This is a genomic window from Limnoglobus roseus (genome assembly GCF_008254045.1).
Classification (GTDB): domain Bacteria; phylum Planctomycetota; class Planctomycetia; order Gemmatales; family Gemmataceae; genus Limnoglobus; species Limnoglobus roseus.
Genome location: NZ_CP042425.1, coordinates 9290348 through 9314679 on the forward strand (window position 1 = coordinate 9290348; position 24332 = coordinate 9314679).

Below are 24332 nucleotides of genomic sequence, written 5' to 3' on the forward strand. Positions count from 1 at the left end.
TGACCACCGCCCCGCCCGGTTTTACCGACCACACACCAACGGAGATTCCCGATGCGTTTCCTATCCGCCCTGATCCTCGCCGCCGCGTTCGCCGCGATGGCGACGGCCCACTTCGTCTACGTCGTGCCGGCGAAAGACGGCAAGACCGTGCAAGTCGTGATGAGCGAGAACCTCGACCCCGACGACAACGTGACGATGGACAAGGTCAACGGCCTCAAGCTGACAGCCCGCCTTGAGGACGGCAAGGAAGTGCCGGTCACGCACAAGGCCGGGCCGCACGCGCTGACGGCCGACGTGCCGGCGCACGCGAAGCTCCTCCACGGCACCGTGATTTACGGGATGCTCTCGCGGAAGGACGCGAAGCCCGCGCTGCTGGTTTACCACCCGAAGGCGATCCTCGACGGTTGCGACCAGAAGACCGCGACGGTCGGCGAGAAGGCCGCCCTCGAAATCGTGCCGGTGACGGCCGCGGGTAAAACGAGCTTCCACGTTCACGGGGCGGGCAAGCCGGTCGCCGATGTCGAACTGAGCGTTCTGCTGCCGGACGGCAAGGCGACCAAGTTGAAGACCGACAAGGACGGCAAGACGGAACCCGTCACCGGGGCCGGCCGCTACGGCATCTGGGCTCGCCACATCGAACCGAAGGCCGGCGAGCACGACGGCAAGAAGTACGAAGAAGTCCGCCACTACGCGACGCTCGTCGTCGACCTGAAGTAACTTTCCACCCTCGACTCTCAAGAGATCAACGATCATGCGTCACCGAATGGCCTTCCTACTTCTGCTCGTCACACCGGTATTCGGCTTCGCCGCCGAAAAGCCCGCCTTCCCGCCGCTGCCCGCCGCCGTGTCCAGCCTCGGCGCGATCACCTGCGACGGCTACGCCTACGTCTACGGCGGCCACGCGGGTAAGACTCACAGCTACGACACCAAGACCGTCGTCGGCACCTTCCACCGCCTCAAACTCGACGGCGGCACGAAGTGGGAAGAACTGCCCGGCGGCCCACTCCTGCAAGGCATGAACCTCGCCAGCCACGGCGGCAAGGTTTACCGCGTCGGCGGGATGTCGCCCCGAAACGAACCGGGCCAACCGGCCGATAACCTTTCGCTCGCCGACGCCGCCGTCTACGACCCGCAAGCGGGTAAGTGGACGAGCCTGCCGCCGATGCCGGCCGGCCGGTCGTCGCACGACCTCGTCGTCGTCGGGGACAAACTCGTCGTGGTCGGCGGCTGGAACCAGAAGGGCAAGGGCCAATCGTCCGACTGGCACGACACCGCGTTGACCCTCGACCTGAAAGCGAAGACGCTGGAGTGGAAGTCGATCCCGCAGTCGTTCCAACGGCGGGCGCTGACGGCGGCCGTGGTCGGCACGAAGGTCTACGTCCTGGGCGGCCTGAGCGCGAAGGCCGCGTCGCAAACGAACGTGGACGTCCTCGACACCGCGACCGGCAAGTGGACGAGCGGCCCGACGTTCCCCGGCGAAGGGGTCGGCTTCTCGCCGGCCGCGACGACGATCAACGGCCGCGTGATCCTCAGTTGCAGCGACGCGAAGGTCTACCGGCTGACCGAAGCCGGCGACGCCTGGGAGAAGGTCGGCGAATCGACGACGAAGCGGATGGTCGCCCGGTTGCTGCCGTTCGGCTCGGAAGTGCTGCTGGTCGGCGGCGCGAGCCGTAGCGGCAACATCGCCAACCTCGAAGTCGTCAAGTTGGCCGAGCACGGCGAAAAGGTCACCGCCGCCGACACGAAGTGAACCCCACCGCGGTGAAAGCCCCTCATTCCGCGAACGAACAAATCCGGATGAACTGAAACGATTGACTCACACACCGCCGCGGTTCGGCCCACGCGGGTCGAACCGCGGATTGCCTCTCGAATTTTCCCACCTGAAAGGACGGTTGACTGAAATGCGACGTTCCTCCCGCCCGGGGTTCACGCTCATCGAACTGCTCGTTGTGATCGCCATCATCGCGGTCCTCATCGGCTTGCTGTTGCCCGCCGTGCAGAAGGTCCGCGAGGCCGCCGCCCGGATGAAGTGTTCGAACAACCTGAAGCAGATCGGCCTGGCCGTTCACAACTACCACAACACGACCGAGAAACTGCCGGTCTTCAGCTACGCCCCGAACGGCCACGACGAGGGCGGGGCGTTCACCGGCAGTCTGCCGCCCGAAGCCCCGTCGAAGCACCACAGCGGGTTCCTGTACCTGCTGCCGTACCTCGAACAAGACAACATCGCGAAGCAGTACAACCCGACCAAGTCGGCCACCGACAAGACCACGCCGCTGGTCGCCGGCGGGCCGACGAACTTCGACCTCACGAAGAACCCGATCCCGACCTACCTTTGCCCGTCGATGCCGATGCCTGACGCGATGGGGTACGGGGCGTACTGCAGCTACGCCGCGTCCCGCGGGAACTTCCAGTACGCCACCGACGCCAGTGGGGCCGTGGTCAGCACGCCGAAACTCCGGTGGACCGCGGACGACGGCATGATGGCCTCCGCCTTCCAACCGCCGCCCGTGGGGTCGGCGACCACCGTCGGGGGAAGTTTGATGACCATCAACCTGATGAGCGTGACGGACGGGCTGTCCAACACGTTCCTGGTGGGCGAGAAGCACTACCGGGTTCAAGGGAGCACGTGGGTGAGCGGGACGAGCAACCTGGACGGCACGGACCTGACCGGCAAGCCGTACACGGGCAACTCGAACTACGCCTTCCCGCACCCGGGGGCCGACACCTGCGAAGGCGTCACGATGACGCGGATGAACACCCGGACCATGGTCGGCAAGTCGACCACGGTCAACGCCAAGGCGGGCACCGTGTCCGCGACCGCGGGCACGACGGGCACCAACGACGCGACGGCGTGGTTCCGGAACACGGCCCTCGCCGCGTTCAGCAGTAGCCACACCGGCGGGTGTAATTTCCTCCTCGGCGACGGGTCGGTGCGGTTCGTCCGCGAAACCATCGACATGCAGACCTACAAGGCCCTCGGCAGCCGCAACGGTGGCGACCTTGCCGGCGACTACTAAGCTGTTGTGAACCTGGAAGGATGAGTCTCTCCCGCTGACGCGAACCCTCCTCTCCGCTCTCGCCCGCCGCGACCCCGTCGCGGCGGGTTTGATTCCCTCCTACCCAATCCATACTCGGGCCGCCCCCAATGAATCTTGTTGAACCGAACGCGACCGTGGCTGTTTCGTTGGAAACTCTTGAGTCTAAGCCCGTCCGGCCGACCAAGTCTGCCCGTCGGCCACTCGGCAAACGGGTTCTGCACCTGATCCGCCGCGGGCACCTGTACCTGGGCCTGTTCCTGTTCCCGTGGGCCGTGCTGTACGGCGTGACGGCGTTCCTGTTCAACCACCCGACCGCCTTCAGTAATCGCGAGCAGGCCGCCTCGAAGACTTACGGCCGCGAGGCCGTCAGCGGCACCCCGGCCGAGCAATGGCCGACCGCCAATGAACAGGCCGAGCAGGTGGTGAAACTGCTGAACGCCAAACAGTCGCCGGCCACGCCGTACCAACTCGCCGGGGACGCGAAGTTCACGCGGGAACTCGCGTTCGCCACCATCAAGGCCGACGGGCAGAACTTGAACCTGTTGCTCGACGTGAAGGCCGGCACCGGCACGATCACGAGTCGGGCCGCCCAACCGGAACAACCCCGCAAAGAAGTGGAACGTGCCCCGTTCGCGGTCGGCCGGCAGAACAATGAGGTGGCCGGCCGTGGGCGTGGTGGCCCCGGCGGTGGCGGCGGTGAAGGCCGCGGTGGCCCCGGCGGTGGCGGCGGTGAAGGCCGCGGTGGCCCCGGTGGAGGCGGTGGCCCTGGTGGCGGTCGTGGTGGGCAGGGTGGCGGCCGCGGCGGTGAAGGCCGCGGTGGCGAAAGCCGTGGCGGCCGCGAGGGGGGTGAGGAAGGCATCAAGCTCGACAACCCGGCGCACGAACGGCTGAAGGCGTCGGTCCCCGTCATCCTCGAACGCAACGGCTTCCCCGGCGGCGAAGTCACGGTCACGTCGGTCCCCGAAGTTTCCTTCCCGATCGAGGCTGACGGCAAAGTCTGGACGGCGACGTACAACCCGCTGACCGGTGCCGTCAGCGGCAAGCTGTCCGACGGCGACGACAAACCGGAGGTCGGCTGGCGGCGGTTCCTGACGCGGTTGCACACGACGCACGGCTACCCCGCCGACACGAACGCCAAGTGGTTCTGGGCGGTGATCGTGGACGTGATGGCCTTCGTGATGTGCTTCTGGGGCGTGTCCGGCCTGCTCATGTGGTGGCAACTGAAGGCCACGCGCAAGGCTGGCGTCGTGTTCCTGTTGCTGAGCGCTGTCGCCGCAACGGCCCTCGGCTTCGCGATGCACGCCGCGATGACGGGCTGACGCATCAGCGGTTGACTTGGCCGGAGGGCATTCCCTCTCTGGCCAGGTCAACCGCTCGGCTCGTTACTTCGCCTCTCGCACGTTGAATTCCAGCTTCCACCGCTGCTTGCCGTCGCGGCTGTGGCACCAGATTTCGAGTTGGCCGACTTCCGTCACCTTGCTGTGCAAGTGGACCGGCACCACCGCCCGGCCCTTGCCGTCGAGCGTCACCCGCATCGGCGTCAGTTCGTCGATTTGCTCCTCCCACTCCTCGACCAACGTACCGGCTGCGTCCTCGCGGCGGATCGTCGAACCCAGGAAGCGGAACTCCGCCTCCTCGCCGACGACGAGGCCGAACTCCTGCTTCGGCAGGTCCGCTTCTGTGCCTTCCTCCATGCCGAACGGGGCGACGCACAGGGCCTTGATTGGCGGGGCCAACCCCGGCACGGCCGGGGCTGCCGTCTCGACACCGATGTAGTACGATCGAGCGGTGCCACCACGAATGCGGATGCCCTTGCCGCGGCGGACGAGGCCGTAGTACGCCGCCCCCTTCGCCACCGCCTGATCGAGGTCCGCCCCGGCCAGCGTGCGGACCGGCTCGGCCTTCGCCGACTTCGCCCACCCGTTCAGAACGTGCATCAGGCGATCCCGCAGGGCATCGGACTTGAAGACGCCGCCGTTGAACAGAACGGCCGTCGGCAGCGCGACCGCGTCGCCCTTCTTTTTCTTCCCCGGCTTCTCGCGATTGGCCAGGGCTTCCGACTGCCGGTGCAGGAAGTGGGCGAGATGCCGCGTGATGCCGGCGTCGGCGACGTAGGGCAGGCCGAGTTCCTGTAAGCCTGCGTTGCGGGCGCGGGCCGGTTCGGCGTCCTTCGCGCACTCGGGCAGGAAGCCATCGAGCAGAATCTTCTCCACGTCGGCCCGCGGCAGGTCGTATTTGATCGAGCCGCCGATGACGGAACGACCTTTGCCGAGGACCGTCACCGGGGCCGATTGTTTCGTCGCGTCGGACAGGAGTTGTTCCTTCGCGCTGCGACAGCCGTAGGTGAGTTGCAACATCTGGTTGGCGTCGAGCTTCGTCCCTTGCTTGGCCAACGCCGCGGCCGCGATGTGGCCGAGCGCGAGGTCCATGTTGTCACCGCCGAGCAACAGGTGATCGCCGACCGCGAGGCGGGTGAGCGAGAGGTTGCCGCCTTCCTCGCCGACTTCAATGAGCGTGAAGTCGGTCGTGCCGCCGCCCACGTCGGCGACGAGGATGAGGTCGCTGACCTGCACGTCCTTCCGCCAGTTGTCGCCGAGGGAATCGAGCCACGAGTAGAACGCCGCCTGCGGTTCTTCGAGCAGCGTCAGGTGTTCGAAGCCGGCCGCTTTTGCCGCTTCCACCGTGAGGTCGCGGGCCATCGCGTCGAACGACGCCGGCACGGTCAGCACGATCTCTTGCAGTTCCAGCCGGTGGTCCGGCACCTTCGCCATCGTCGCGTTCCAGGCTTCCGCAAGGTGCTTCAGGTAGCGGGTACTCGCCTCCAGCGGCGACACCTTGCGGCCGTTCTCCGGCGCGCGGAACGGCAGGATCGGTGACTTGCGATCGACACCCGAGTGCCCGAGCCACGACTTCGCGGACGCCACCAATCGCGTCGGCACTTGCGAGCCGAAGTTGCGGGCGAACTCGCCGACACAGTAATCCCGCCCCGCGTCCCACGGCAACTTCATCGCGCCGGCCGGCTGTTCGCCCTCGCCCGGTAGGTACAAGAACGACGGCAGCAGCGGCCGGTCCTCGACCACGCCTTGATTCACGACCTGCGGGATGGCGAAGCCCTTCACCTTCGCCCCGTCGCCCGCGCCGGTATCGACGTAGGCGAGGGCAGAGTTGGTGGTGCCAAGGTCGATGCCGACGACGAATCGCGATGCACTCATGGGGCAATATCTCGTGCGACCGGAAATGAGAGCGTTCGCGACATTCTACACGAATCCGTTGATTTTGCTGAAACCGCGGGGCCTGTTCGGCGAAATACTGTTGACTGAACCGATAACAAAATGATATCATTTCAATATCGGACAGTTTCTACGGGAGATGGCCATGCAAGAGCGCGAACTGAAACTGCTGCCGGGGTGGGTCGGCGTGTTGGGGGTGCTGTCCGCCTTCGGCTTGATCGTCTTGCTCATTGTCGTCGCGGCGGTGACGGAACTCCCGTGGCTGGCGTTCGTCGTCGGCATCCTGTCCGTGGCGTGGCTCTTTCTGCCGTTCGGGTTCATCGTCAACGGGCCGAATCAAGCCCGCGTGGTGCAGCTGTTCGGCAACTACGTCGGCACCGTGCGGGAACCCGGCTTCTACTACGGCATCCCGTTCTACTGGCGGACCCGCGTGAGCCTTCGCACCCGCATCTTCGAGACGGGCATCGACAAGAAGGACGAGGTGAAGGACGCGACGGGCAAGGTGATCGTCCCGTCGTCGGTCGCCCGCCGGCCGCTCAAGGTGAACGACAAGGACGGCACGCCGATCGACATCGCGGCCGTCGTGGTGTGGAAGGTCGTCAACCCGACAGACGCGATCTTCCAGGTGGACAACTACGAATCGTTCGTCCACACGCAGGCCGACAGTGCCCTGCGGAACCTGGCCAGCCAGTACAGTTACGACGCCCCGGAGACGGACGTGCATTCGCTCCGCGGGCACATCACCGAGGTCGCGACCCAACTGCGGCAGGAACTGCAAGACCGCATGAACCAAGCCGGCGTGGAAGTGCAGGAGGCCCGCATCAGCTACCTGGCCTACGCCCCGGAGATTGCGGCGGCGATGCTGCAACGCCAGCAAGCGGGGGCGATCATCGCGGCCCGCGCCCGAATCGTCGAGGGGGCCGTCGGCATGGTCGAGCACGCCCTGGAGATGCTGAAGGACAAGGGCGTGATCGAGTTCGACCCAGAGCGGAAGGCGGCGATGGTCAGCAACCTCCTCGTCGTCCTCTGCGGCCACTCCGTCCCGCAGCCGGTGCTGAACACCGGGACGCTTTACAACTAACTCCTCCGCCCGCGGACGTTCGTCCGCGGGCTTTTGGATTTTGCGATGCCACGGAAAGCGTTCCTCTTGCGGATCGACGAAAGCGTCCTCGCGGCCGTCCAACGATGGGCCGACGAGGACTTGCGCAGCCTGAACGGGCAGATCGAGTTCCTGCTGCGGCAAGCCTTGCAGCGCCGCGGCGTGAAGCTGAAAGAGAAGGAGGATGACAAGACGGACGGAATCGAAGATAAATGAGGAATGGCCCTGAACCCCAACGAGCAAGCCTTCTTCCGGGCGATGGAGGCGGTTCACACGGACGACACGCCGCGGTTGGTCTACGCCGATTGGCTCGAAGAGCGCGGCGACGTGGACCGGGCGACATTCATCCGGTTACAGATCGAAGCGAGCCGATGCGGCTCCGATCCCGGACGGAAGCACCTTCTTGAAAAGCAGGCGGATCAGCTCCTGCGCAAACACTACCGCAGGTGGACGGCCGGCCTTCCCGAGTGGGCCATGCAAGGTTGGGAGAAGAAGAAATGGCATTTCACTCGCGGCTTCCCAGACGTCGAGTGGCAGACAGGCCGACAGTTCCTCGGCGACGCGGGGATGCTTCGTGAGCGGATGCCTTTGGGACAAATCTGGTTCACGTCGCTCGGCCGAACGGCCCCGCGGGTGTTCACCAGCGAGCACTTCGGCGCGCTGCGGCTCGTTCACCTGTGCGGCACCCGCCTCGTCGACGGCGACGTTGCCGTCCTCGCTGCCAGTCCCCAAGCCCGACAGTTGATCGTCCTGTGGCTGAGCCGCCGGTGGACGTCCACGCCCGCACAGGCGAACCGGCTGACGGACACAGCGGCCGCAGCCCTGGCACGGTCGCCGAACCTTCCGGCTCTCAAATTTTTGAGTCTCGCGAGCTATCGCACCGTTACGGTGGCGGGCCTACGGACGATCATTGAATCGAAGCGACTGGCGAATCTCCAGACGCTGGAGTTAGAAGGTGGCTCCCAGTGCCCCGGGAGCCCCGACCTGGGTACGGCGTTCGCCTCTAAGCGGTGCCAACTTCGGAATCTCCGTTCGTTGAACTTGTCCCGTCGCAAGCTGGGCGACGAGGGCGTGATCGCCCTCGCGAAGTCGCCGCACTTTCAGCACCTGGAATCGCTCGACATCAGCGACAATGGCCTGACCGATGCGGCAGTCGTCGCCCTGGTGCGCAGCCCCGGTCTAAGGTCGCTCCGCCGACTGACGATCAACGGTGATTCCAGGCTGACAGACGTGTCGGCCCACGCCATCCTCGCCGACGGCCGCGATTGGGACCACGTGAAGATCGACTCGCACCGGATGTCCGTGCCGATGTCACAGGCGATCCGCTTCAAGCTCGGCCCGGCGTCGCCGCAGGAAATGCGTTGAGTTTCGAGGCACGCCTTCCAAAATGAGCGCACCATGAAAATCACCCGCATCTCCGCCTATCGCGTCGAACTGCCACTGCACGAGGGCAGCTACAAGTGGTCCGGCGGCAAGTCGGTCACGGTCTTCGACAGCACGATCGTCGCCGTCGAGACGGACGCCGGCATTACCGGGCACGGCGAAGTCTGCCCGCTCGGGCCGTTCTACCTGCCGGCCTACGCGAACGGCGTGCGGGCCGGGATTGCGGAACTCGGGCCGCACCTGCTCGGCGAAGACCCGACGCAGTTGGGCAAACTCAACCGCACGATGGACGCGGCCCTGCTCGGCCACCCCTACGTGAAGTCCGGCCTCGACATGGCCTGCTGGGACATTCTCGGCCAGACAACCGGGCAGCCGGTGTGCGTGCTGCTCGGCGGGCGGTACGGCGACGACGTGCCGCTGTACCGGGCGATTTCGCAGGAAGCTCCGGACGCGATGGCCGGCCGCGTCGCAGGGTATCGGGCCGAAGGCTACCGGCGGTTCCAGTTGAAGGTCGGCGGCGACCCGGACGTGGACATCGCCCGCATTCGCGCGGTGTCGGCGGTGCTGCACCCCGGCGACCGCCTCGTGGCCGACGCCAACACCGGCTGGCTGATGCACGAGGCGATGCGCGTGGTACGGGCTGTCCGCGACGTGGACGTGTACATCGAACAGCCGTGCCGCACGTATGACGAGTGCCTGTCGGTTCGGCGGCACACCGACCACCCGTTCGTCATGGACGAGAACATCGACTCGCTGGAAATGCTACTCCGCGGGCATGCCGATCAAGCGTTCGACGTGGTGAACCTGAAGATCAGCAAGCTCGGCGGGCTGACGAAGATCAAGCAGGCCCGCGACCTGTGCGTAGCCCTCGGCGTGGCGATGACGCTCGAAGACAGTTGGGGCGGCGACATCGTGACGGCCGCCATCGCGCACGTCGCACACAGCACGCCGCCGGAATTGCTGTTCTCGACGACCGACTTCAACAGCTACGTCACCGTCAGCACGGCCGACGGTGCCCCGCAGCGGGTGAACGGCCGCATGGCGGCTTCGACGGCACCGGGGTTGGGGGTTCGGCCGCGGATGGACGTGCTCGGCGGCCCGGTGGTCGTGGTCGAATAACGGCGGCCCGTATACTGAAACCGTCCGAGATCGCGTAACCCCCGGGTTCATCATGGGCCTGTTCGGATCGAGTTCCCCTGCACCGGCCGAGGCGTACTTCTCGCCCGGGATGGCGTGTTTGCAACAGATCGTTCACCGCTTTGTGAGCGTCCGGAAGACGGTCGATGTCTGCGTTTTCACGATCACTGACGACCGCATCGCCTCCGCCATCCTCGCCGCCCACCGCCGCAAGGTGGCCCTCCGCATCATCACCGACAACGACAAGGCGTTCGACCTCGGGTCCGACATCGCCCGGTTTCAGGACGCCGGTATCGCCGTCAAGATCGACCGGACGCCGGCCCACATGCACCACAAGTTCGCCATCTTTGACCGGGCACGCCTCGTCAACGGCAGTTACAATTGGACCCGGTCGGCCACCGACGTGAACGCCGAGAACATCATCGACACCGGCGACCCGGCGCTCGTGACCGCGTTCGCCGCCGAGTTCGAGCGACTGTGGAAGAGTTTGTGACTTTGACGGCGAGCGGCCCGGCGTAAGCGGGCCGTGTCTTGATCGCTCACCCACCAGACACGGTCCGCTTACGCCGGGCCGCTCGCCAAATCTCTTCTCGGAGTTCGCATGCCCTCCCGCTCCCTTTTGCTCCTGGTTTTGCTCGCTGTTCCTGCTTTCGCTCAATCCCCGACGCCGTTCGGCGAGGGCAAGTACGTCAAGAAGGCCACGCGGCAGGAAACCATCCGTGCCACCCTTGCTTCCTTCGGCGTGCCGAACCTCGAAGGGAAGTGGTACTTCGCCGGGCCGTTCGACAACACCGACGACCTCGGCTTCGACACGGCTTACCCGCCGGAGAAGGAAAAGACGATCGACCTGAAGGCGACTTACACCGGCAAGGGCGGCGAGAAGTTCGGGTGGAAGGATGCCCCGAACTTCACCCCCGGCAAGATGTACGACCTCGCGAAGTTGTTCCCAAAGCAGAAGAACGACATGGTCGTCTACCTGCTCCACGAGTTCGAGTCGAAGGTCAACGCCCGACTGCCGCTATCGCTCGGCAGCGACGATCACATCAGCGTCTTCTCGTTCGGCGACCGCGTACTGCACGAACACGCGATTCGCTCGGCCGTGCCGGATCAGACCGCGGCGCTCATCAAGGTAAAGGAAGGCAAGAATCAACTGTTGTTGAAGGTCTGCCAACTCGCCGGTGAGTGGCAAGTTTACATCAACCCGGAGATCCCGGACTACTCCCCGCCGGCGGTCCTCAAGGCGCTCGACAAGGACTTCGCCCGGGCCGCATCAACAGCGACGGGCAACGCGGACAAGTCGGCCGAGGCAAAGTTCTACACGATCACCACGCTGAACCAGCCGGCCGATTGCTCCCTCGAAGTCGGCGGCCTCGGCTTCCGGCCGGACGGCAAACTCCTCGCCTGCACCCGCCGCGGCGAACTCTGGCTGATCGAGAACCCCGCGTCGCCGACGCCGAAGTTCAGCCGCTTCGCCAGCGGCCTGCACGAATCGCTCGGCCTGTGCGTGCAGGACGACAAGACGGTCTACGTCGTCCAACGGCCGGAGATGACGAAGGTGACGGACGTGAACGGCGACGGCATTGCCGACGACTTCGCCACGTTCTCGGACAAGTGGGGCGTGTCCGGCGACTACCACGAGTTCGCCTTCGGCCCGGCTCGCGACAAGGACGGCAACTTCTTCATCACGCTCAACGTCGGGTTCGGCGGCGGACACCAGTCGAAGTCGCCGTGGCGCGGCTGGTGCGTGAAGATCGACGGCAAGACCGGCGACATGGAGCCGTGGGCCTACGGCCTGCGATCACCCAACGGTGTCAACTTCGCCCCGGACGGTGAACTGTTCTACTGCGACAACCAGGGCGAGTGGGTGGCGACGAACAAACTCTGCCACGTGCAGAAGGGGAAGTTCTATGGCCATCAGGCCCCGCTCAAGTGGGTGAAGGATTCGCCGTTCGCCGCGAACGGGGACAAGGTGGCGGCCGGCATGATGTATGACGGCCAACCGGCCCCCGGCAAAACGTCGCCGAAGGGAATGCCGGCCGTCGAACCGCCGTGCGTCTGGTTCCCCTACGGCCGTATGGGGCAGTCCGCGAGTGAACCCATCTGGGACACGACGGCCGGCAAGTTCGGGCCGTTCGCCGGGCAATGTTTTGTCGGTGACCAGACGCGGTCGATGATTATGCGCGTCGCGTTGGAGAAGGTGAACGGCGTCTATCAGGGCGTTTGCTTCCCGTTCCGCAGCGGCTTCCAGTGCGGCATCAATCGCCTCTGCTTCGGGCCGGACGGCAGCCTGTACGTCGGCCAGACGAACCGCGGTTGGGGGTCCGTCGGTGGCAAGCCCTACGGCCTCCAACGGTTGGCGTTCAACGGCCCGGTGCCGTTCGAAGTCCACACGATGACGGCGACGAAGGCCGGGTTCGACCTGACGTTCACCAAGCCTGTGGACCCGAAGACGGCGGAGAAGGCAACGGCCTACGCCCTGAAGTCGTTCACGTACATCTACGCCAGCCCCTACGGGTGCCCCGAAACCGACACGCAGGGCGAGAAGCCGGAAGTGCTGGGCGTCTCGAAGGACGGCAAGACGGTGAGCCTCGCTGTACCAGGCCGCCGACCGGGCCGCGTGTACGACCTGAAGTTGAACGACGTGAAGTCGGCCGACGGCGACGAGTTGCTGCACGCCGAGGCGTACTACACGCTGAACGCCGTGCCGAAGTGAGGGTAAGAAAATGATCCGCCGGATTGCATTTCTCAACGTGCTCTTGATTTCGTTCTTCGCCTACGTCACCCTCGCCATGAACGCCCGGCCGCCAGTCGTCGAATTGCTTAATGTGGATGGCGGATCGCTTAGCGTGCAACGAAGTAGCGTTGGTTGGCCGTTCCCGAAGCACCGTGAAACTTACGAACGGCCGAAAGGAGAAGTCACTCTCGACAGACTCGGCGAAAGCTCGGAGGAACTCGCAGATCGATTTAAGTCGTCACTCCGCATCGAGTCCCACATAGCGGACGGATTGAACGTGGGCTTTTACGTTGCGCTGGCGTTGAGCCTGCTTCTAAACGTCTACCTGGTACTTCGTCCTCAGATTTCTATCGAGACGGAGTGGGCATCGAACCATCAGTCGACGACCCTCGAAACGTGAGCCAGCGGGAGTCCTAAAAGTGGGACAAGGAGCGACGAGACGAAGGCTTGCATGGATTGCGCTGATCGTAGTAGAAGAGCCTGCCCACTCAGTCGAATTCTTAGCAAGCGCCATCTACAACGATCACGCCGCCTGTCGATGATGGCCGATATGCACCCTCCGAGTTACGCACCATGAGCCGCCGACCAGTCCTGCGGGTTCTGCCGCTGGAAGACCGTGCCGTGCCCGCGACGTTCACGGTCACGTCGTTCGCAGACCTCAACCCGACGGGCTTTGACCCTGCCACCGGAGCAACACCGAGCGGCCTCGTCACGCTGCGGTCGGCCATCCTCGCGGCCAACGCCAACGCCGAGGACGACACGATCGTCGTGCCGGCGGGCATGTACTCTCTGACCATCGCCGGGGCGAACGAAGACAAAGGTGCCACGGGCGACCTGGATGTGACGACCAACGTCACCTTCAACATGACCGGTGCCGTCGTCGACGCCACGGGGCTGGGTGACCGCGTTCTGGACATCCTGGCACCGGTCAGTGGCACGCCGCCGACGGCCGTCATCAACGGCGGGACGTTCCAGAACGGGGCGGTGGTCGGCCCGCTGTTTAGCGACGGCATGGGTGGCGGGATTCGCAGCTCCGGCCAACTCACGCTGAACAACGTCACGGTCTCGCAGAACAAGGCCACGGGGGTGGACGCATCGGGGTCTTTGCCGACGGGCAGTGCCTACGGCGGGGGCATCTGGGCGACGACCACCCTGGCGATCAACGACAGTACGATCAGCGGAAACACGGTCCAGGCCGGGGCGGGCAACGTGATTTCTGGGGCCGGATTCGGAGCGGGGGGGGGCCTGTACTTCGAGTCCGGGTCCGTCCAGATCGCGAGAACCCGAGTGACCGGGAACGTCGCGGCGGCGGGCGCTGCTGTCGGCGGCAGCGAGGGCACCGGCGAGAACGACGCCACCGGCGGCGGCGTGGACATCGAGTCCGCCTCCGCGTCCCTGACCGACGTGCGGATCGACAACAACCAAGCCGTTGGCAGTAACAACACCGCGTCCGGCGACGCCGCCGGCGGGGACGCCTCGGGCGGCGGACTGACGGTCGGGGGTAGCTCGCTAACGATCTCGCAGACCACCATCGACACGAACCTCGCGCAGGGCGGGAATGCCGTTACGTCGGGCGCCGGCGCGGGAGTCGATGGCGGTTACGCCTACGGCGGCGGCTTGCAGATCGACGGATCGGCCGTTTCGTTCGACCTGAAGAATCTGACGGTGTCCGGGAACCTCGCCCGCGGCGGCGACGCGGGGGCGGTCGGGATGTCCCGAACCCGCGGCCAGGCGTTCGGCGGCGGCGTGTACATCAACGGCGATACTTCTTCCAGTGGGTTGATCGGCAACGCCACCATTACGAACAACGAGGCCGCGGCCGGGGTTGGCCCCGACGCGATCATCACCGACGGCGGTGGGCTGTATAGCGAAACCTTCGACCCGTTCTTTAACGTCGGCAGTACCCTCGTCGCGGGGAACCGTGCCCCGCTCAGCCCCGACGTTTCCTTCGACGCGAGCAACCTCGACCCGTCGTTCCCGGCCCCGTTCACCTCGTCCGGGTCGAACCTGATCGGGATCAGCGACGGGAAGGCGGGCTTCCAGAACGGCACGAACAACGATCAAGTCGGAACCGCGGCGGCCCCGATCGACGCGCTGCTGTCGCCGCTCGGTTTCTTCGGCGGCAGTCCGCGGGCGTTCGTCCACGGGTTGAACCCCGGCAGCCCGGCCCGCGACGCCGACTTCAACAGTTTGGTGACGACCGACGAGCGCGGCGGGATCGGCTTCGGCCGCGGGGTCGGTGTCCGGTCCGACATCGGCGCGTTCGAGGTGCAAATTCCGGCCTCGGTGACGCAAGTCGTCACCGGCCCGTTCACTTCGGGGCAGCCCTTCACAGTGACGGCCACCGTCACCGACCCGCGATTCCCGCCGACCGGCACGGTGCAGTTGTTCGTCAACGGCGTGCCCGCCGGCTCGGGCACGCTCGATTCGTCGGGGAACTTCACGTTCACGGCCACCGGGCCGGCGCACGGACCGACGAGCATCTTCTTCACCTACGGCGGCGACGCGGCCTACTTCGGGGCGTCGTCGAACCCCGACACGGTCACGTTCGTGGCGACCTCGACCACGGCCGTCACGGCTTCGCCCAGCCCCGCCCTGGAAGGCCAGCCGATCACCTTGACGGCCACCGTCGCCGCGTCCGACGGCAGCACGCCGGCGGGCGGGGTCACGTTCTTCGTCGACGGCACCGCCCTTCCCGGTTCGGTTTCACTGGACGGTACGGGTACGGCCTCGGTCCCCTTGCCCGCCGGATTGGCGGCCGGGAACCACACCATTGACGCAGTCTACAGCGGGTCGCCAGAGGTGACGGCGTCGAGCGGGTCCACGTCCCTCATCGTGCAGGCGACGACCTCCACGGCCGCCGCGGCTAACCCGAACCCGGCGTTCCCGAATCAACCGCTGACGCTGACCGCGACCGTGGCGTCCGCGAACAGTACGCCGACCGGCAGCGTCACGTTTAGTGTGGACGGCTCGCCCGTCGGCACCGTGACCCTCGACGCCGCCGGGAACGCCTCGCTCCCGATCCCGGTCGGGTTGACGGTCGGCACATACACGGTGACGGCCGACTACAGCCCCACGGGTTTCTTCCTGTCGTCGTCCGCACCGCCGGTCACGCTCGCGGTGAACCCGTCGCCGACCACGACGACGACCAACGTCAGCCCGAACCCGGCGTTTACTGCCCAATCGCTGACGCTGACCACGAGCGTGACCGCGACGTTCGGCACCCCAACTGGCGACGTGACGTTCAACCTGAACGGGTCGCCCGCTGGCACGGCAACCCTCGATGCGGCGGGGAACGCCTCGCTGACGATCCCGGCCGGGCTGGCGGCCGGCACGTACGTCGTCACCGTGGATTACCCCGGCGCGGCCGCGTTCGCCAGTTCCTCGTCGCCGCCGGTCACGCTCTCGGTGGTCGAGTCGCCGACGGCCACGAGTCTGACACTCGCGCCGAGTTCGCCGATGGCGGGAACGCCGTTGACACTGACGGCCGTCGTGACCGCGACCTTCGGCACGCCGACGGGTACCGTGAACTTCCTGGTGAACGGCTCGTCGGTCGGCACGGCGGCGATCGACAGTTCCGGCCGGGCCGTCTTCACGATGCCCACGGGGTTGGACGCGGGGAGCTACACCTTCCGGGCTGACTACGGCGGCGTGGCTGGCGTGTTCGTCGCGTCGTCCTCGCCCGACCAGAACATCACGCTCGCACGGAACGCCTCGACCACGACGGCGAGCCCGTCGCCGAACACGGTCTTCGCTACCGACCCGCTCACGCTCACCGCGACCGTCGCGAGTCCGGGCGGCACGCCGACCGGCACGGTGACGTTCTTCCTCAACGGCGCGTCGGCTGGCGTGGCGACCCTTGACGCGACGGGGCAAGCGGTCCTCAGCCTGCCGAACGGCGTCCCGTTCGGGACCGGCAGTTACGCCCTGACGGCGACTTACAACGGCGACATCGACTTCTCCAGTTCTTTCGCCGCCGCTACGACGCTGACCGTCACGCCGGTGCCGACGCGGACCACGCTGACGGTCACCCCGCCGACGGCGGTTCAGGGCACGGCCGTCACGCTCACGGCCGGAGTCGCCTTCGCCACGAACACGGCCCCGCTGCGGAAGGAAACCCGCACGGCCGGCGTCAGCCCGGCCATCCTGAACGGTACCGTCAACTTCTTCGCCGGCACGACGCTCCTCGGCTCCGCGCCCGTCTCCAACGGCGTGGCCACCCTGACAGTCACGAGCCTGCCGGTTGGGACCAACGCCCTGTCGGCGGTCTTCGTGCCCGCGACCGCGGACCTGACGACGAGTACCGGCACGGCCACCGCCACGATCACCGCCCTGTCGCCGCCCGCCGTTCGTGAAATCTTCGCCGTCGGGACCGGCTACGGTGACATCACCGTGGTGAAGGTGTACAACGCCGACGGCAACGAGTTGCGGTCGTTCCAGCCGTTCGGTGACAACTACTGGTGCGGGGCGGTGGTGGCGACGGCCGACGTGACCGGCGACGGCGTGGAAGACGTGCTCGTGACCGCCCCCCTCGGGGCCGGGCCGCGGGTGAAGATTTACGACGGCGTGACGTTCGACGTGATCGCCGACTTCTTCGCCTACTCGCCGGACTTCATCGGCGGGGCGTCGCTGGCCGCCGGCGACCTGACGGGCGACGGCGTCGCGGAGTTCGTCACCGGGGCCGGGCCGGGCGGCGGGCCGGCGGTCAACGTCTACTCGTTCGTGAACGGCCAAGTTCAACTGCTGAACAGCTTCTTCGCCTACGACCCCGGCCTGCGCAGCGGCGTAACGGTGGCGGTGTCCGGCGGGCTGCTCGCGACGGGGCCGGGCTTCACCGCCGGGCCACAGGTCAACGTCTACTCGGGGCCGGGCACGCGGCTGGTGACGAGCTTCTTCGCGGGCGACCCCAACTCCCGCGACGGCGTGAACGTGTCACTCGGCTTCGACGGCATCCGCACGGTGCTAACCGCCGGGAGCGGGGCGGGCGACCTGCCGACCGTCGCCACGTACGACGCGACGACCGGGGTCCGACTCGGCAGTAGTGCGGCCTTCGAACCCGGCTTCCTCGGCGGCGTGACGGTAACGACCGTGCGGTCCCAGACGGGAGAATCGCGAACGGTCGTCGGCACCGGCCTTGGCGGCGGCCCGCGGGTCCGCATCATCGGGCCGGGCAACGTGGTGGTGAAGGACTTCTTCGCCGTGAACGAAGACTTCCGCGGCGGCGTGTTCGTGGGGTAGGACGGCCGAGAACCGCCCCCGCAAACTCTCCCGCGGCCATTCCCACCGGCCCGGTTCCCCGTAAACTGTCGAGACGATCTGTTCCGTTGGATGCCGTCTGCGGCCGAGCCGCGATCGACCGTCACCCTCACCCGTGTGGAGTACCGCCATGTCCGACAGCGCCAAGACGCCCGATGTTCCGCTGACCGCCGCCCCGGGCCAACAGGCGGGGGCCCAGATTCAGATTCCGGTGGACGCCACCAAGATGCAGTCGGTGTACGCCAACTTCTTCCGCCTCAGCCTCAGCAGCTCGATGGAAGAAGTGCTCATCGACATCGGCCTGCACACCGGGATTATGCAATCGCAGAACGTGGCCGAGCCGCTCCAGTTCACGCACCGCCTCGTGCTGAACCCGTTCGTGGCGAAGCGGCTGATGGACTCGCTGCGGCAGATCATCATGCGGCACGAACAACTCTTCGGCGTGCTGGAAGTGGACGCCCAAAAGCGGCTCCGCCAACGGCCGCAGTAATCTCCGGGGGCGATGCCGTGCCCTTCGTCGACCTTGAGGCCATCCCGCGGTACGAACTCCTGCCCGGCGTGCGCATCCGCACGCCGTTCGGGCAACACGTCATGCTCTCGTACCTGGAAATGGACGAAGGGGCCGTGGTGCCAACACACCGCCACCCGCACGAGCAAGCCGGGATGTTGTTGCAGGGACGGATGGAACTGACGATCGGGGACGAGACGCGAATTGTCGAACCGGGGGCGATGTTCATCATCCCGCCGAACGTGCCGCACCGGGCGGTGGCCGTCGGCGGGCCGGTGGTGGCCCTGGTCATCTTCAGCCCGCCGCGGGAAGACTACATCGCCTTGCAGAACCAGTACATCCCGGCGGCGGGGTGACGGTCACTTCGGGTTCTTCTTCCCCTCAATTGAACTCTTCCCCGGTATGGGCTGCGGCGCGGTCGCGGGGCCGTCGTTGTACGCACCGACCGTGTCCACGGCGGCGGCCACGGCCACGCGGCCCAGTTGTGACAGGGCGGCCGGCAATTCCAGCCGTTGCGCCACTTCCGTCGCCGACTGCGGGCGGTCGTCCGGCTTCTTCGCGAGCATGTGGTTCAACAACTCGCCCAGCCCACTCGGCCCGGCAACTTCCGGCACGCGGGCCTCGTGGTGTGCACGCATCTTGTCGCGGGGCGAGGTAAACTCGGGTGCGCCGAACGGCGGCTTCCCGGTGAGCAAGAAGAACAGCACGCACCCGAGGGAGTAAATGTCCGTCCGCCGGTCGGCGGTGATGCCGGCCCACTGCTCCGGGGCCATGTAGTCGGCCGTGCCGAGGAAACTCGTGCCGCTCAGCCGCGAATCGGATGCCCCGCCCGTGGCGAACCGGGCCAACCCGAGGTCGAGCAACTTCACGACGCCACGGGAGGTCAGCAGCAGATTGGACGGCTTCACGTCGCGGTGGATGACGCCCTGCGAGTGCGCGTGGGCCAACCCGAGGGCCGCCTGCCGGATGGTTTCCGCCGCGTCCGGCGGCATCAGTGCCCCGTAACGGTGTACGACTTTTCCGAGGTCCGGGCCGTCGATGAGTTCCATCGCCAGGAACGGGATGCCGTCCACTTCGTCGGCGTGCAGCGCCCGCACGACGTTCTCGTGGGTCAGCCGCCCGACCGCCTCCCACTCGCGGCGGAAGCGGGTCAGCACCATCGGGTCCGACAGGGTCGACCGCGGCAAGATTTTCAGCGCGACGCGGTTCTTGAGCTTCTCGTGCTCCGCTTCGTAAACGATGCCCATGCCGCCGCGGCCGAGAATCTTCCGCAGCAAGAACGGTCCGATCCGCGCGAGGACGGGTTCGTCGTCGCCGAGGGCTCCTTCGGTCTGTCTCGCGTACTCCGTGGCGACGTTCCGCGGCGTGTCGTCGTTCGCGACGGGGATCGACGCCGCGATCTTCCGGCAAACGTCGCACGTCTTGAGGTGTTTCGCGATGATGAGGTGCCGGTCGAGGCCCAGCGTTCCACTGCGGAACGAGACAATTTCGTCGCGTATTGGGCAAACCTTGAGAGTCAAGGCAGGCTCCTGTTCCATCAATCGGGCGACGGATCGAGACCGGGCGGACGGGATGCGGGCCGACATCATCCGTCAGTATATGTCAAACAAAGGGGCGAGGGGGGAGAAAAGTGTCGGGAGTTTCAGCTTGATCGGCGTGGCGGTGCCGGGAGGAAATTGATTTCCGAGGTGAACTCTCGATAATCGCTTCATGGCACGCGAAACGGATCTGCAACGGGTGATCGACGGCGGGTTGGTGGCAGTGGTGCGGTTCGCCGACCCGGGGCCGCTCGTGCAGGTGTTGCACGCCCTCGCGGACGGCGGCATCACCGTCGCCGAGGTCACGCTCACGGTTCCGGACGCGCTCGGCGTGATCCGCGAGGCGAAGCGGCAACTCGGCGACCGCGTGCTGCTCGGGGCGGGCACGGTGCTGGACCCGGAGACGGCCCGCGCGGCGATCCTAGCCGGCGCGGAGTTCATCGTCTCACCGGCGGTGAACCTCGACGTGATTCGGCTCTGCCGGCGATACGACAAACTCGTGATGCCGGGGGCGTTCACGCCGACGGAAATCCTGACCGCGTGGGAAGCCGGGGCGGACGTGGTGAAGGTCTTCCCGGCCGACATCCTCGGTCCGGCGTTCTTCAAGGCGATGCGGGGGCCGTTGCCTCAGGTGAAGCTGATGCCGACCGGCGGCGTGGACCTGACGACGGCCGCCGACTACCTGAAGGCCGGAGCGGTCTGTCTCGGCGTCGGCGGGCAACTCATCGACCCGAAGCTCGTCGCCGCCGGGAACTTCACCGCGATCCGCGACCTGGCGAAGCAGTACGTCGAAGTCGTGCGGAAGACACGGGCGGGGTGAGCATGGACGCGATCGAACTGACGGGCGTGCTGGACTTCCTGCGGGCGGCGGAACAACTCAAGAACACTCTCCGCAACTCGTGGACCTCGGCCGGCCGTCGCGAGAGTACAGCCGAACACACCTGGCGGCTGTGCCTGATGGCCGTCCTGTTCCGCGAAAGTTTCCCCGATGTCGATTTCGCGAAGCTCATCAAGATTTGCGTAATCCACGATCTCGGCGAGGCCGTCGGCGGCGACATCCCAGCCATCGCACAAGTCGCCGGAGTGCCGAAGGCAGCTAAAGAACGGCAGGACTTATTGCAGTTGCTGCAACCGTTGCCGGATCGACTGCGAGACGAAGTGCTGTCCCTGTGGGACGAGTACGAAGCGGCCGCGACGCCGGAAGCGAAGCTGGCGAAGGCGCTCGACAAACTGGAAACGATCCTCCAGCACAACCAGGGACAGAACCCGCCGGGCTTCGATTACGCCTTCAACCTGGGGTACGGGGCGAAATACACGAGCGAGCCGGCGCTGATCGCGGCCGTGCGAGAAGTGCTGGACGAGGAGACGCGGAAGAAGACCGAGGGTTGATGCCGATCACCCGCGATGCTTTCGGGCCTGAAAGGTCCGCTCACGCGAGCCGGCAGAAATGAACGTCCCTTTCAGGGCCGGGTTTCATCGAACGAAAAACCCAGGCCTTCGGCCTGGGCTGGTAGAACCGGCCGTTCAGGCCGGAAAACCTCGGACGGCTCACACGCCCTTCACGGCGTCGCGGACTTCACCCTTGGGCAGATTCGGCGTCGCCTTCAAGATGCGCATCAGGTTGTTCTTGTACACGTCCACCCCCGGTTGGCCGTAGGGGTTCACGCCGGCCAACCGCCCCTCGACGGCCGTGGCGAGCATCAGCATTTGCAGAAGTTGGCCCATCGTGTGCTCGGTGACGGTCGGTAGGATGATGTCCGCCGACGGCCGGGCCGATTCCAGGTAGACCTCGCTCGCGCTACGGTAGGAGGCTTCCAACAGGTCCGGGTAACTGCGGCGGCTGATGGCGTTTAGTTCGTCCTCGTTCCGCTCGACGTGGCCGACCATGATCGACGGTTGCTTGCACTGGCGGACGATCAGGTTGTTGAACAACTTGTCCCGCGTGCCCTCTTGGTACTGCTGGCCGCGGCTGTGGACGTCCCGGCTGCAGACGCTCGAAATGGGCGTCGGCCCGCGGCCGGCCTTGCCGAGCGATTCGCTCAACAGTTGGTCGTACCAGGAGCCGACCGATTCGAGCTTCTTGTTCCAGATGTTCATCACGCGGGTGGTCTTGCCGTGCTCTTCCGCCATCAGGTAGTTGACGGCGGCGAACTGCAACACCGGGTTCCGCTCGAACGGCTCTTCCAAAAACCGCTTCGTCATCGCGGCCGCCCCGAGGAGCAGCGCGCGAACGTCGAGGCCGACGATCGCGGCGGGCAGCAAGCCGGCCGGCGTGAAGACGCTGTAGCGGTCGCCGATGTCGTCGGGGATGGTGAGGATGTCCTCGTCGGCGAAGCCGTCGGCCTTGCACAGATCGCGGAGTTTCCCCTTCATGCCGGTGACCGGCACGATCATCTTCCGCAGCCATTCCGACTTCGGCCCGTAGAATCGCGCCGCCTCCGCGCGGAACGCGCGGAACGCGGCGGCCGTTTCCAGCGTACTCCCCGACTTGCTGATGACGGTGAAGCCCCACCGCTCTTCGGGCATGTCCGGGTCGACGCAGGAGTGGTCGAACAGTTCGATCAGTTCTTGGACCGCGTCGTTGTCGAGGTTGTTCCCCTCGAAGTACATCCGCGGCTTGCCCATCCGCATCTTGGCGGGCATCTCGTTGTGGTGGGCGTGGCACAGGCTCTCGAACAGCACCCGACCGGCGAGGTAGCTGCCGCCGATGCCGAGGACGATGAAGCGGTCGCAGTTCTCGCGGATGCGCGTGGCAATGCGGTTGACCTTGCCGAGTTCGCTCTGGTCCCCCTTGCGGCGGAACTGGTCCAGCAACTTCTGCGGCAGGTCGATGTAGCCGACTTGCAGTGGTTGGAGCTTGGCCGGCGGGTTTTGGAGTTCGCGCTCGCTGGCGATCTGCCCGCGGATGGCCCCCAACTTGGTGCGCATCGGGTCGAGTTTTTCCGGCGACAGGAAGTGCTTCGCCTGCAACTCGGCTAACGGCGTCCACGCATCGGTGGTCGAGGCGACCAGGCGACGGTAGTCGTATTCGATGTTCTCGTCTGGCAATTGCATCGCGTCGCCTCTCCGCACTCGCTCCACGGAACCGGCTGGCTCGCCTTCTCAAATCCGTTCGGCTCACCGTCTGTAAGATGAGCCGTGAAAATGCCAACCGGCACGCTACTCTAGTTCACCATTTTGAACGGGGACACCAAAAGACATGAACACGCACGAATTGATTCAAGAACTTCGCGAGAAGAATGGCTCCAAAATCGTTTTATTCGTTGCAGACGGTCTCGGCGGGCTGCCCCTCACCCCCGGCGGCCTCACGGAACTCGAAACGGCGAAGACGCCGAATCTCGATGCCTGTGCGAAAGTTGGGGTGACGGGTCTCAGCCTGCCGGTGCTGCCGGGTATCACGCCGGGCAGCGGTCCCGGCCACCTAGGGCTGTTCGGCTACGACCCGCTGGAATATCGCATCGGCCGCGGCATCCTCGAAGCGCTTGGCATCAATTTTCAGGTGACCGCGAAGGACGTGGCCATCCGCGGCAACTTCTGCACCCTCGGGGCCGACGGCAAAATCACCGACCGCCGCGCCGGCCGCCCGACGACGGAACGCTGCGTGGAGATCGTCAACAAGCTCCGCACGATCAAGGTTCCCGGCTGCGAACTCTTCGTGGAGCCGGTGAAGGAGCACCGCTTCGTCCTCGTGGTGCGCGGTGAAGGACTCGGCGACAAGGTGAACGACACCGACCCGCAAGCCGTCGGCGTCACGCCGCTGCCGGCGAAGGGTGCCGACCCGGCGAGTCAGAAGACGGCCGACCTCATCAATCAGTTCATCGCGAAGGCCAACGAGGTTTTGAAAGCCGACGCCCCGACGAACGGCCTGACGCTCCGCGGCTTCGCGAGCCAGCCGCAGATCATCAGTTTCCCGGAACTGTACGGCATGCGATCGGCGGCGCTGGCCGTCTACCCGATGTACCGCGGCCTCGCCCGGCTCGTCGGCATGGACATCCTCGACGCCGGCGACTCGCTCGGTAGCCAGGTGGCAAAATTGAAGGAAGTGTGGAACGACTACGACTTCTTCTTCCTGCACTACAAGTACACCGACAGCACCGGCGAGGACGGCAACTTCCCCGCGAAGGTGCAGATGATCGAGCGGTTCGACGCGATCATCCCGGAGGTGCGGGCACTGAAGCCGGACGTGCTGATCGTGACCGGCGACCACAGCACGCCGAGCAAGATGAAGTCGCACAGCTTCCACCCGGTGCCGACGCTGTTGGTGGCCGACGACGTGCGGACGGACGAGGTGACGGAGTTCGGCGAGCGGAACTGCCTCCGCGGCGGCCTCGGCCAGTTCCAGGCGATGCACCTGATGCTGCTGGCGATGGCCCACGCCGGCCGCTTCGGCAAGTACGGGGCGTAAT

Annotated in this window: 20 protein-coding genes; 17 read left to right on the plus strand and 3 right to left on the minus strand. The window is 66.0% G+C overall.

Annotated elements, in window-relative coordinates; all coding sequences use genetic code 11:
• The first annotated feature begins 51 nt into the window (after positions 1-51).
• The 4 genes from PX52LOC_RS39760 (at position 52) to PX52LOC_RS41860 (ending at position 4360) form a co-directional block, all read left to right on the plus strand.
• Positions 52-717, plus strand: coding sequence for a DUF4198 domain-containing protein (locus PX52LOC_RS39760; protein ID WP_149115297.1), 666 nt, complete (start codon positions 52-54; stop codon positions 715-717).
• A 34-nt stretch (positions 718-751) separates the two neighbouring features.
• Positions 752-1750 carry a Kelch repeat-containing protein gene (locus PX52LOC_RS39765; RefSeq protein ID WP_149115298.1) on the plus strand — a complete coding sequence of 333 codons (999 nt, stop codon included), beginning with the start codon at positions 752-754 and terminating at the stop codon, positions 1748-1750.
• A 151-nt stretch (positions 1751-1901) separates the two neighbouring features.
• Positions 1902-3020: a DUF1559 domain-containing protein gene (locus tag PX52LOC_RS39770; RefSeq protein ID WP_149115750.1), complete on the plus strand. Its 1119-nt coding sequence runs from the start codon at positions 1902-1904 to the stop codon at positions 3018-3020.
• Between the two features lie 128 nt (positions 3021-3148).
• Positions 3149-4360, plus strand: coding sequence for a PepSY domain-containing protein (locus tag PX52LOC_RS41860; protein WP_149115299.1), 1212 nt, complete (start codon positions 3149-3151; stop codon positions 4358-4360).
• 63 nt (positions 4361-4423) lie between these two features.
• Here PX52LOC_RS41860 and PX52LOC_RS39780 read toward each other — a convergent pair whose 3' ends face one another.
• Positions 4424-6253, minus strand: coding sequence for an Hsp70 family protein (locus tag PX52LOC_RS39780; protein WP_149115300.1), 1830 nt, complete (start codon positions 6251-6253; stop codon positions 4424-4426).
• Positions 6254-6416: 163 nt separating this feature from the next.
• On the opposite strand from PX52LOC_RS39780, the gene PX52LOC_RS39785 reads away from it, so the two are divergent.
• The 10 genes from PX52LOC_RS39785 (at position 6417) to PX52LOC_RS39830 (ending at position 18744) form a co-directional block, all read left to right on the plus strand.
• Positions 6417-7352, plus strand: a complete 936-nt coding sequence (locus PX52LOC_RS39785; RefSeq protein WP_149115301.1) for an SPFH domain-containing protein — start codon at positions 6417-6419, stop codon at positions 7350-7352.
• A 45-nt stretch (positions 7353-7397) separates the two neighbouring features.
• On the plus strand, positions 7398-7586 hold the full coding sequence (locus tag PX52LOC_RS39790; RefSeq protein WP_149115302.1) for an Arc family DNA binding domain-containing protein: 189 nt from the start codon (positions 7398-7400) through the stop codon (positions 7584-7586).
• Positions 7587-7589: 3 nt separating this feature from the next.
• Positions 7590-8735, plus strand: a complete 1146-nt coding sequence (locus PX52LOC_RS39795; protein ID WP_149115303.1) for a TIGR02996 domain-containing protein — start codon at positions 7590-7592, stop codon at positions 8733-8735.
• Between the two features lie 33 nt (positions 8736-8768).
• On the plus strand, positions 8769-9872 hold the full coding sequence (locus tag PX52LOC_RS39800) for a cis-3-hydroxy-L-proline dehydratase (RefSeq protein WP_149115304.1): 1104 nt from the start codon (positions 8769-8771) through the stop codon (positions 9870-9872).
• A 52-nt stretch (positions 9873-9924) separates the two neighbouring features.
• Positions 9925-10383: a phospholipase D-like domain-containing protein gene (locus tag PX52LOC_RS39805; RefSeq protein ID WP_149115305.1), complete on the plus strand. Its 459-nt coding sequence runs from the start codon at positions 9925-9927 to the stop codon at positions 10381-10383.
• 108 nt (positions 10384-10491) lie between these two features.
• Complete coding sequence (locus PX52LOC_RS39810; RefSeq protein WP_149115306.1) at positions 10492-12603, plus strand: hypothetical protein; 2112 nt, start codon at positions 10492-10494, stop codon at positions 12601-12603.
• Positions 12604-12613: 10 nt separating this feature from the next.
• On the plus strand, positions 12614-13024 hold the full coding sequence (locus PX52LOC_RS39815) for a hypothetical protein (protein WP_149115307.1): 411 nt from the start codon (positions 12614-12616) through the stop codon (positions 13022-13024).
• Between the two features lie 173 nt (positions 13025-13197).
• The gene (locus PX52LOC_RS39820; protein WP_149115308.1) at positions 13198-17862 is read left to right on the plus strand and encodes a beta strand repeat-containing protein; all 4665 of its coding nucleotides are present in this window, start codon (positions 13198-13200) and stop codon (positions 17860-17862) included.
• Between the two features lie 148 nt (positions 17863-18010).
• Complete coding sequence (locus PX52LOC_RS39825; protein WP_149115309.1) at positions 18011-18370, plus strand: DUF3467 domain-containing protein; 360 nt, start codon at positions 18011-18013, stop codon at positions 18368-18370.
• 17 nt (positions 18371-18387) lie between these two features.
• On the plus strand, positions 18388-18744 hold the full coding sequence (locus PX52LOC_RS39830) for a cupin domain-containing protein (RefSeq protein ID WP_218575248.1): 357 nt from the start codon (positions 18388-18390) through the stop codon (positions 18742-18744).
• A gap of 3 nt (positions 18745-18747) precedes the next feature.
• Here PX52LOC_RS39830 and PX52LOC_RS39835 read toward each other — a convergent pair whose 3' ends face one another.
• Positions 18748-19908, minus strand: coding sequence for a serine/threonine-protein kinase (locus tag PX52LOC_RS39835; RefSeq protein WP_168219502.1), 1161 nt, complete (start codon positions 19906-19908; stop codon positions 18748-18750).
• 190 nt (positions 19909-20098) lie between these two features.
• Here PX52LOC_RS39835 and PX52LOC_RS39840 point away from each other — a divergent pair, with 190 nt between their 5' ends.
• Entirely contained in the window at positions 20099-20746 is a 648-nt protein-coding gene (locus PX52LOC_RS39840) for a bifunctional 4-hydroxy-2-oxoglutarate aldolase/2-dehydro-3-deoxy-phosphogluconate aldolase (protein WP_149115311.1), read from the plus strand.
• A gap of 2 nt (positions 20747-20748) precedes the next feature.
• Entirely contained in the window at positions 20749-21315 is a 567-nt protein-coding gene (locus PX52LOC_RS39845) for an HD domain-containing protein (protein ID WP_149115312.1), read from the plus strand.
• Between the two features lie 159 nt (positions 21316-21474).
• Here the strand turns inward: PX52LOC_RS39845 and PX52LOC_RS39850 are convergent, their stop codons facing one another.
• Positions 21475-22980, minus strand: coding sequence for a glucose-6-phosphate isomerase (locus tag PX52LOC_RS39850; RefSeq protein ID WP_149115313.1), 1506 nt, complete (start codon positions 22978-22980; stop codon positions 21475-21477).
• A 145-nt stretch (positions 22981-23125) separates the two neighbouring features.
• Here PX52LOC_RS39850 and PX52LOC_RS39855 point away from each other — a divergent pair, with 145 nt between their 5' ends.
• A complete protein-coding gene (locus PX52LOC_RS39855) occupies positions 23126-24331 on the plus strand; it encodes a 2,3-bisphosphoglycerate-independent phosphoglycerate mutase (RefSeq protein ID WP_149115314.1) in 1206 nt (401 codons plus the stop codon).
• The last annotated feature ends 1 nt before the right edge of the window (position 24332 follow it).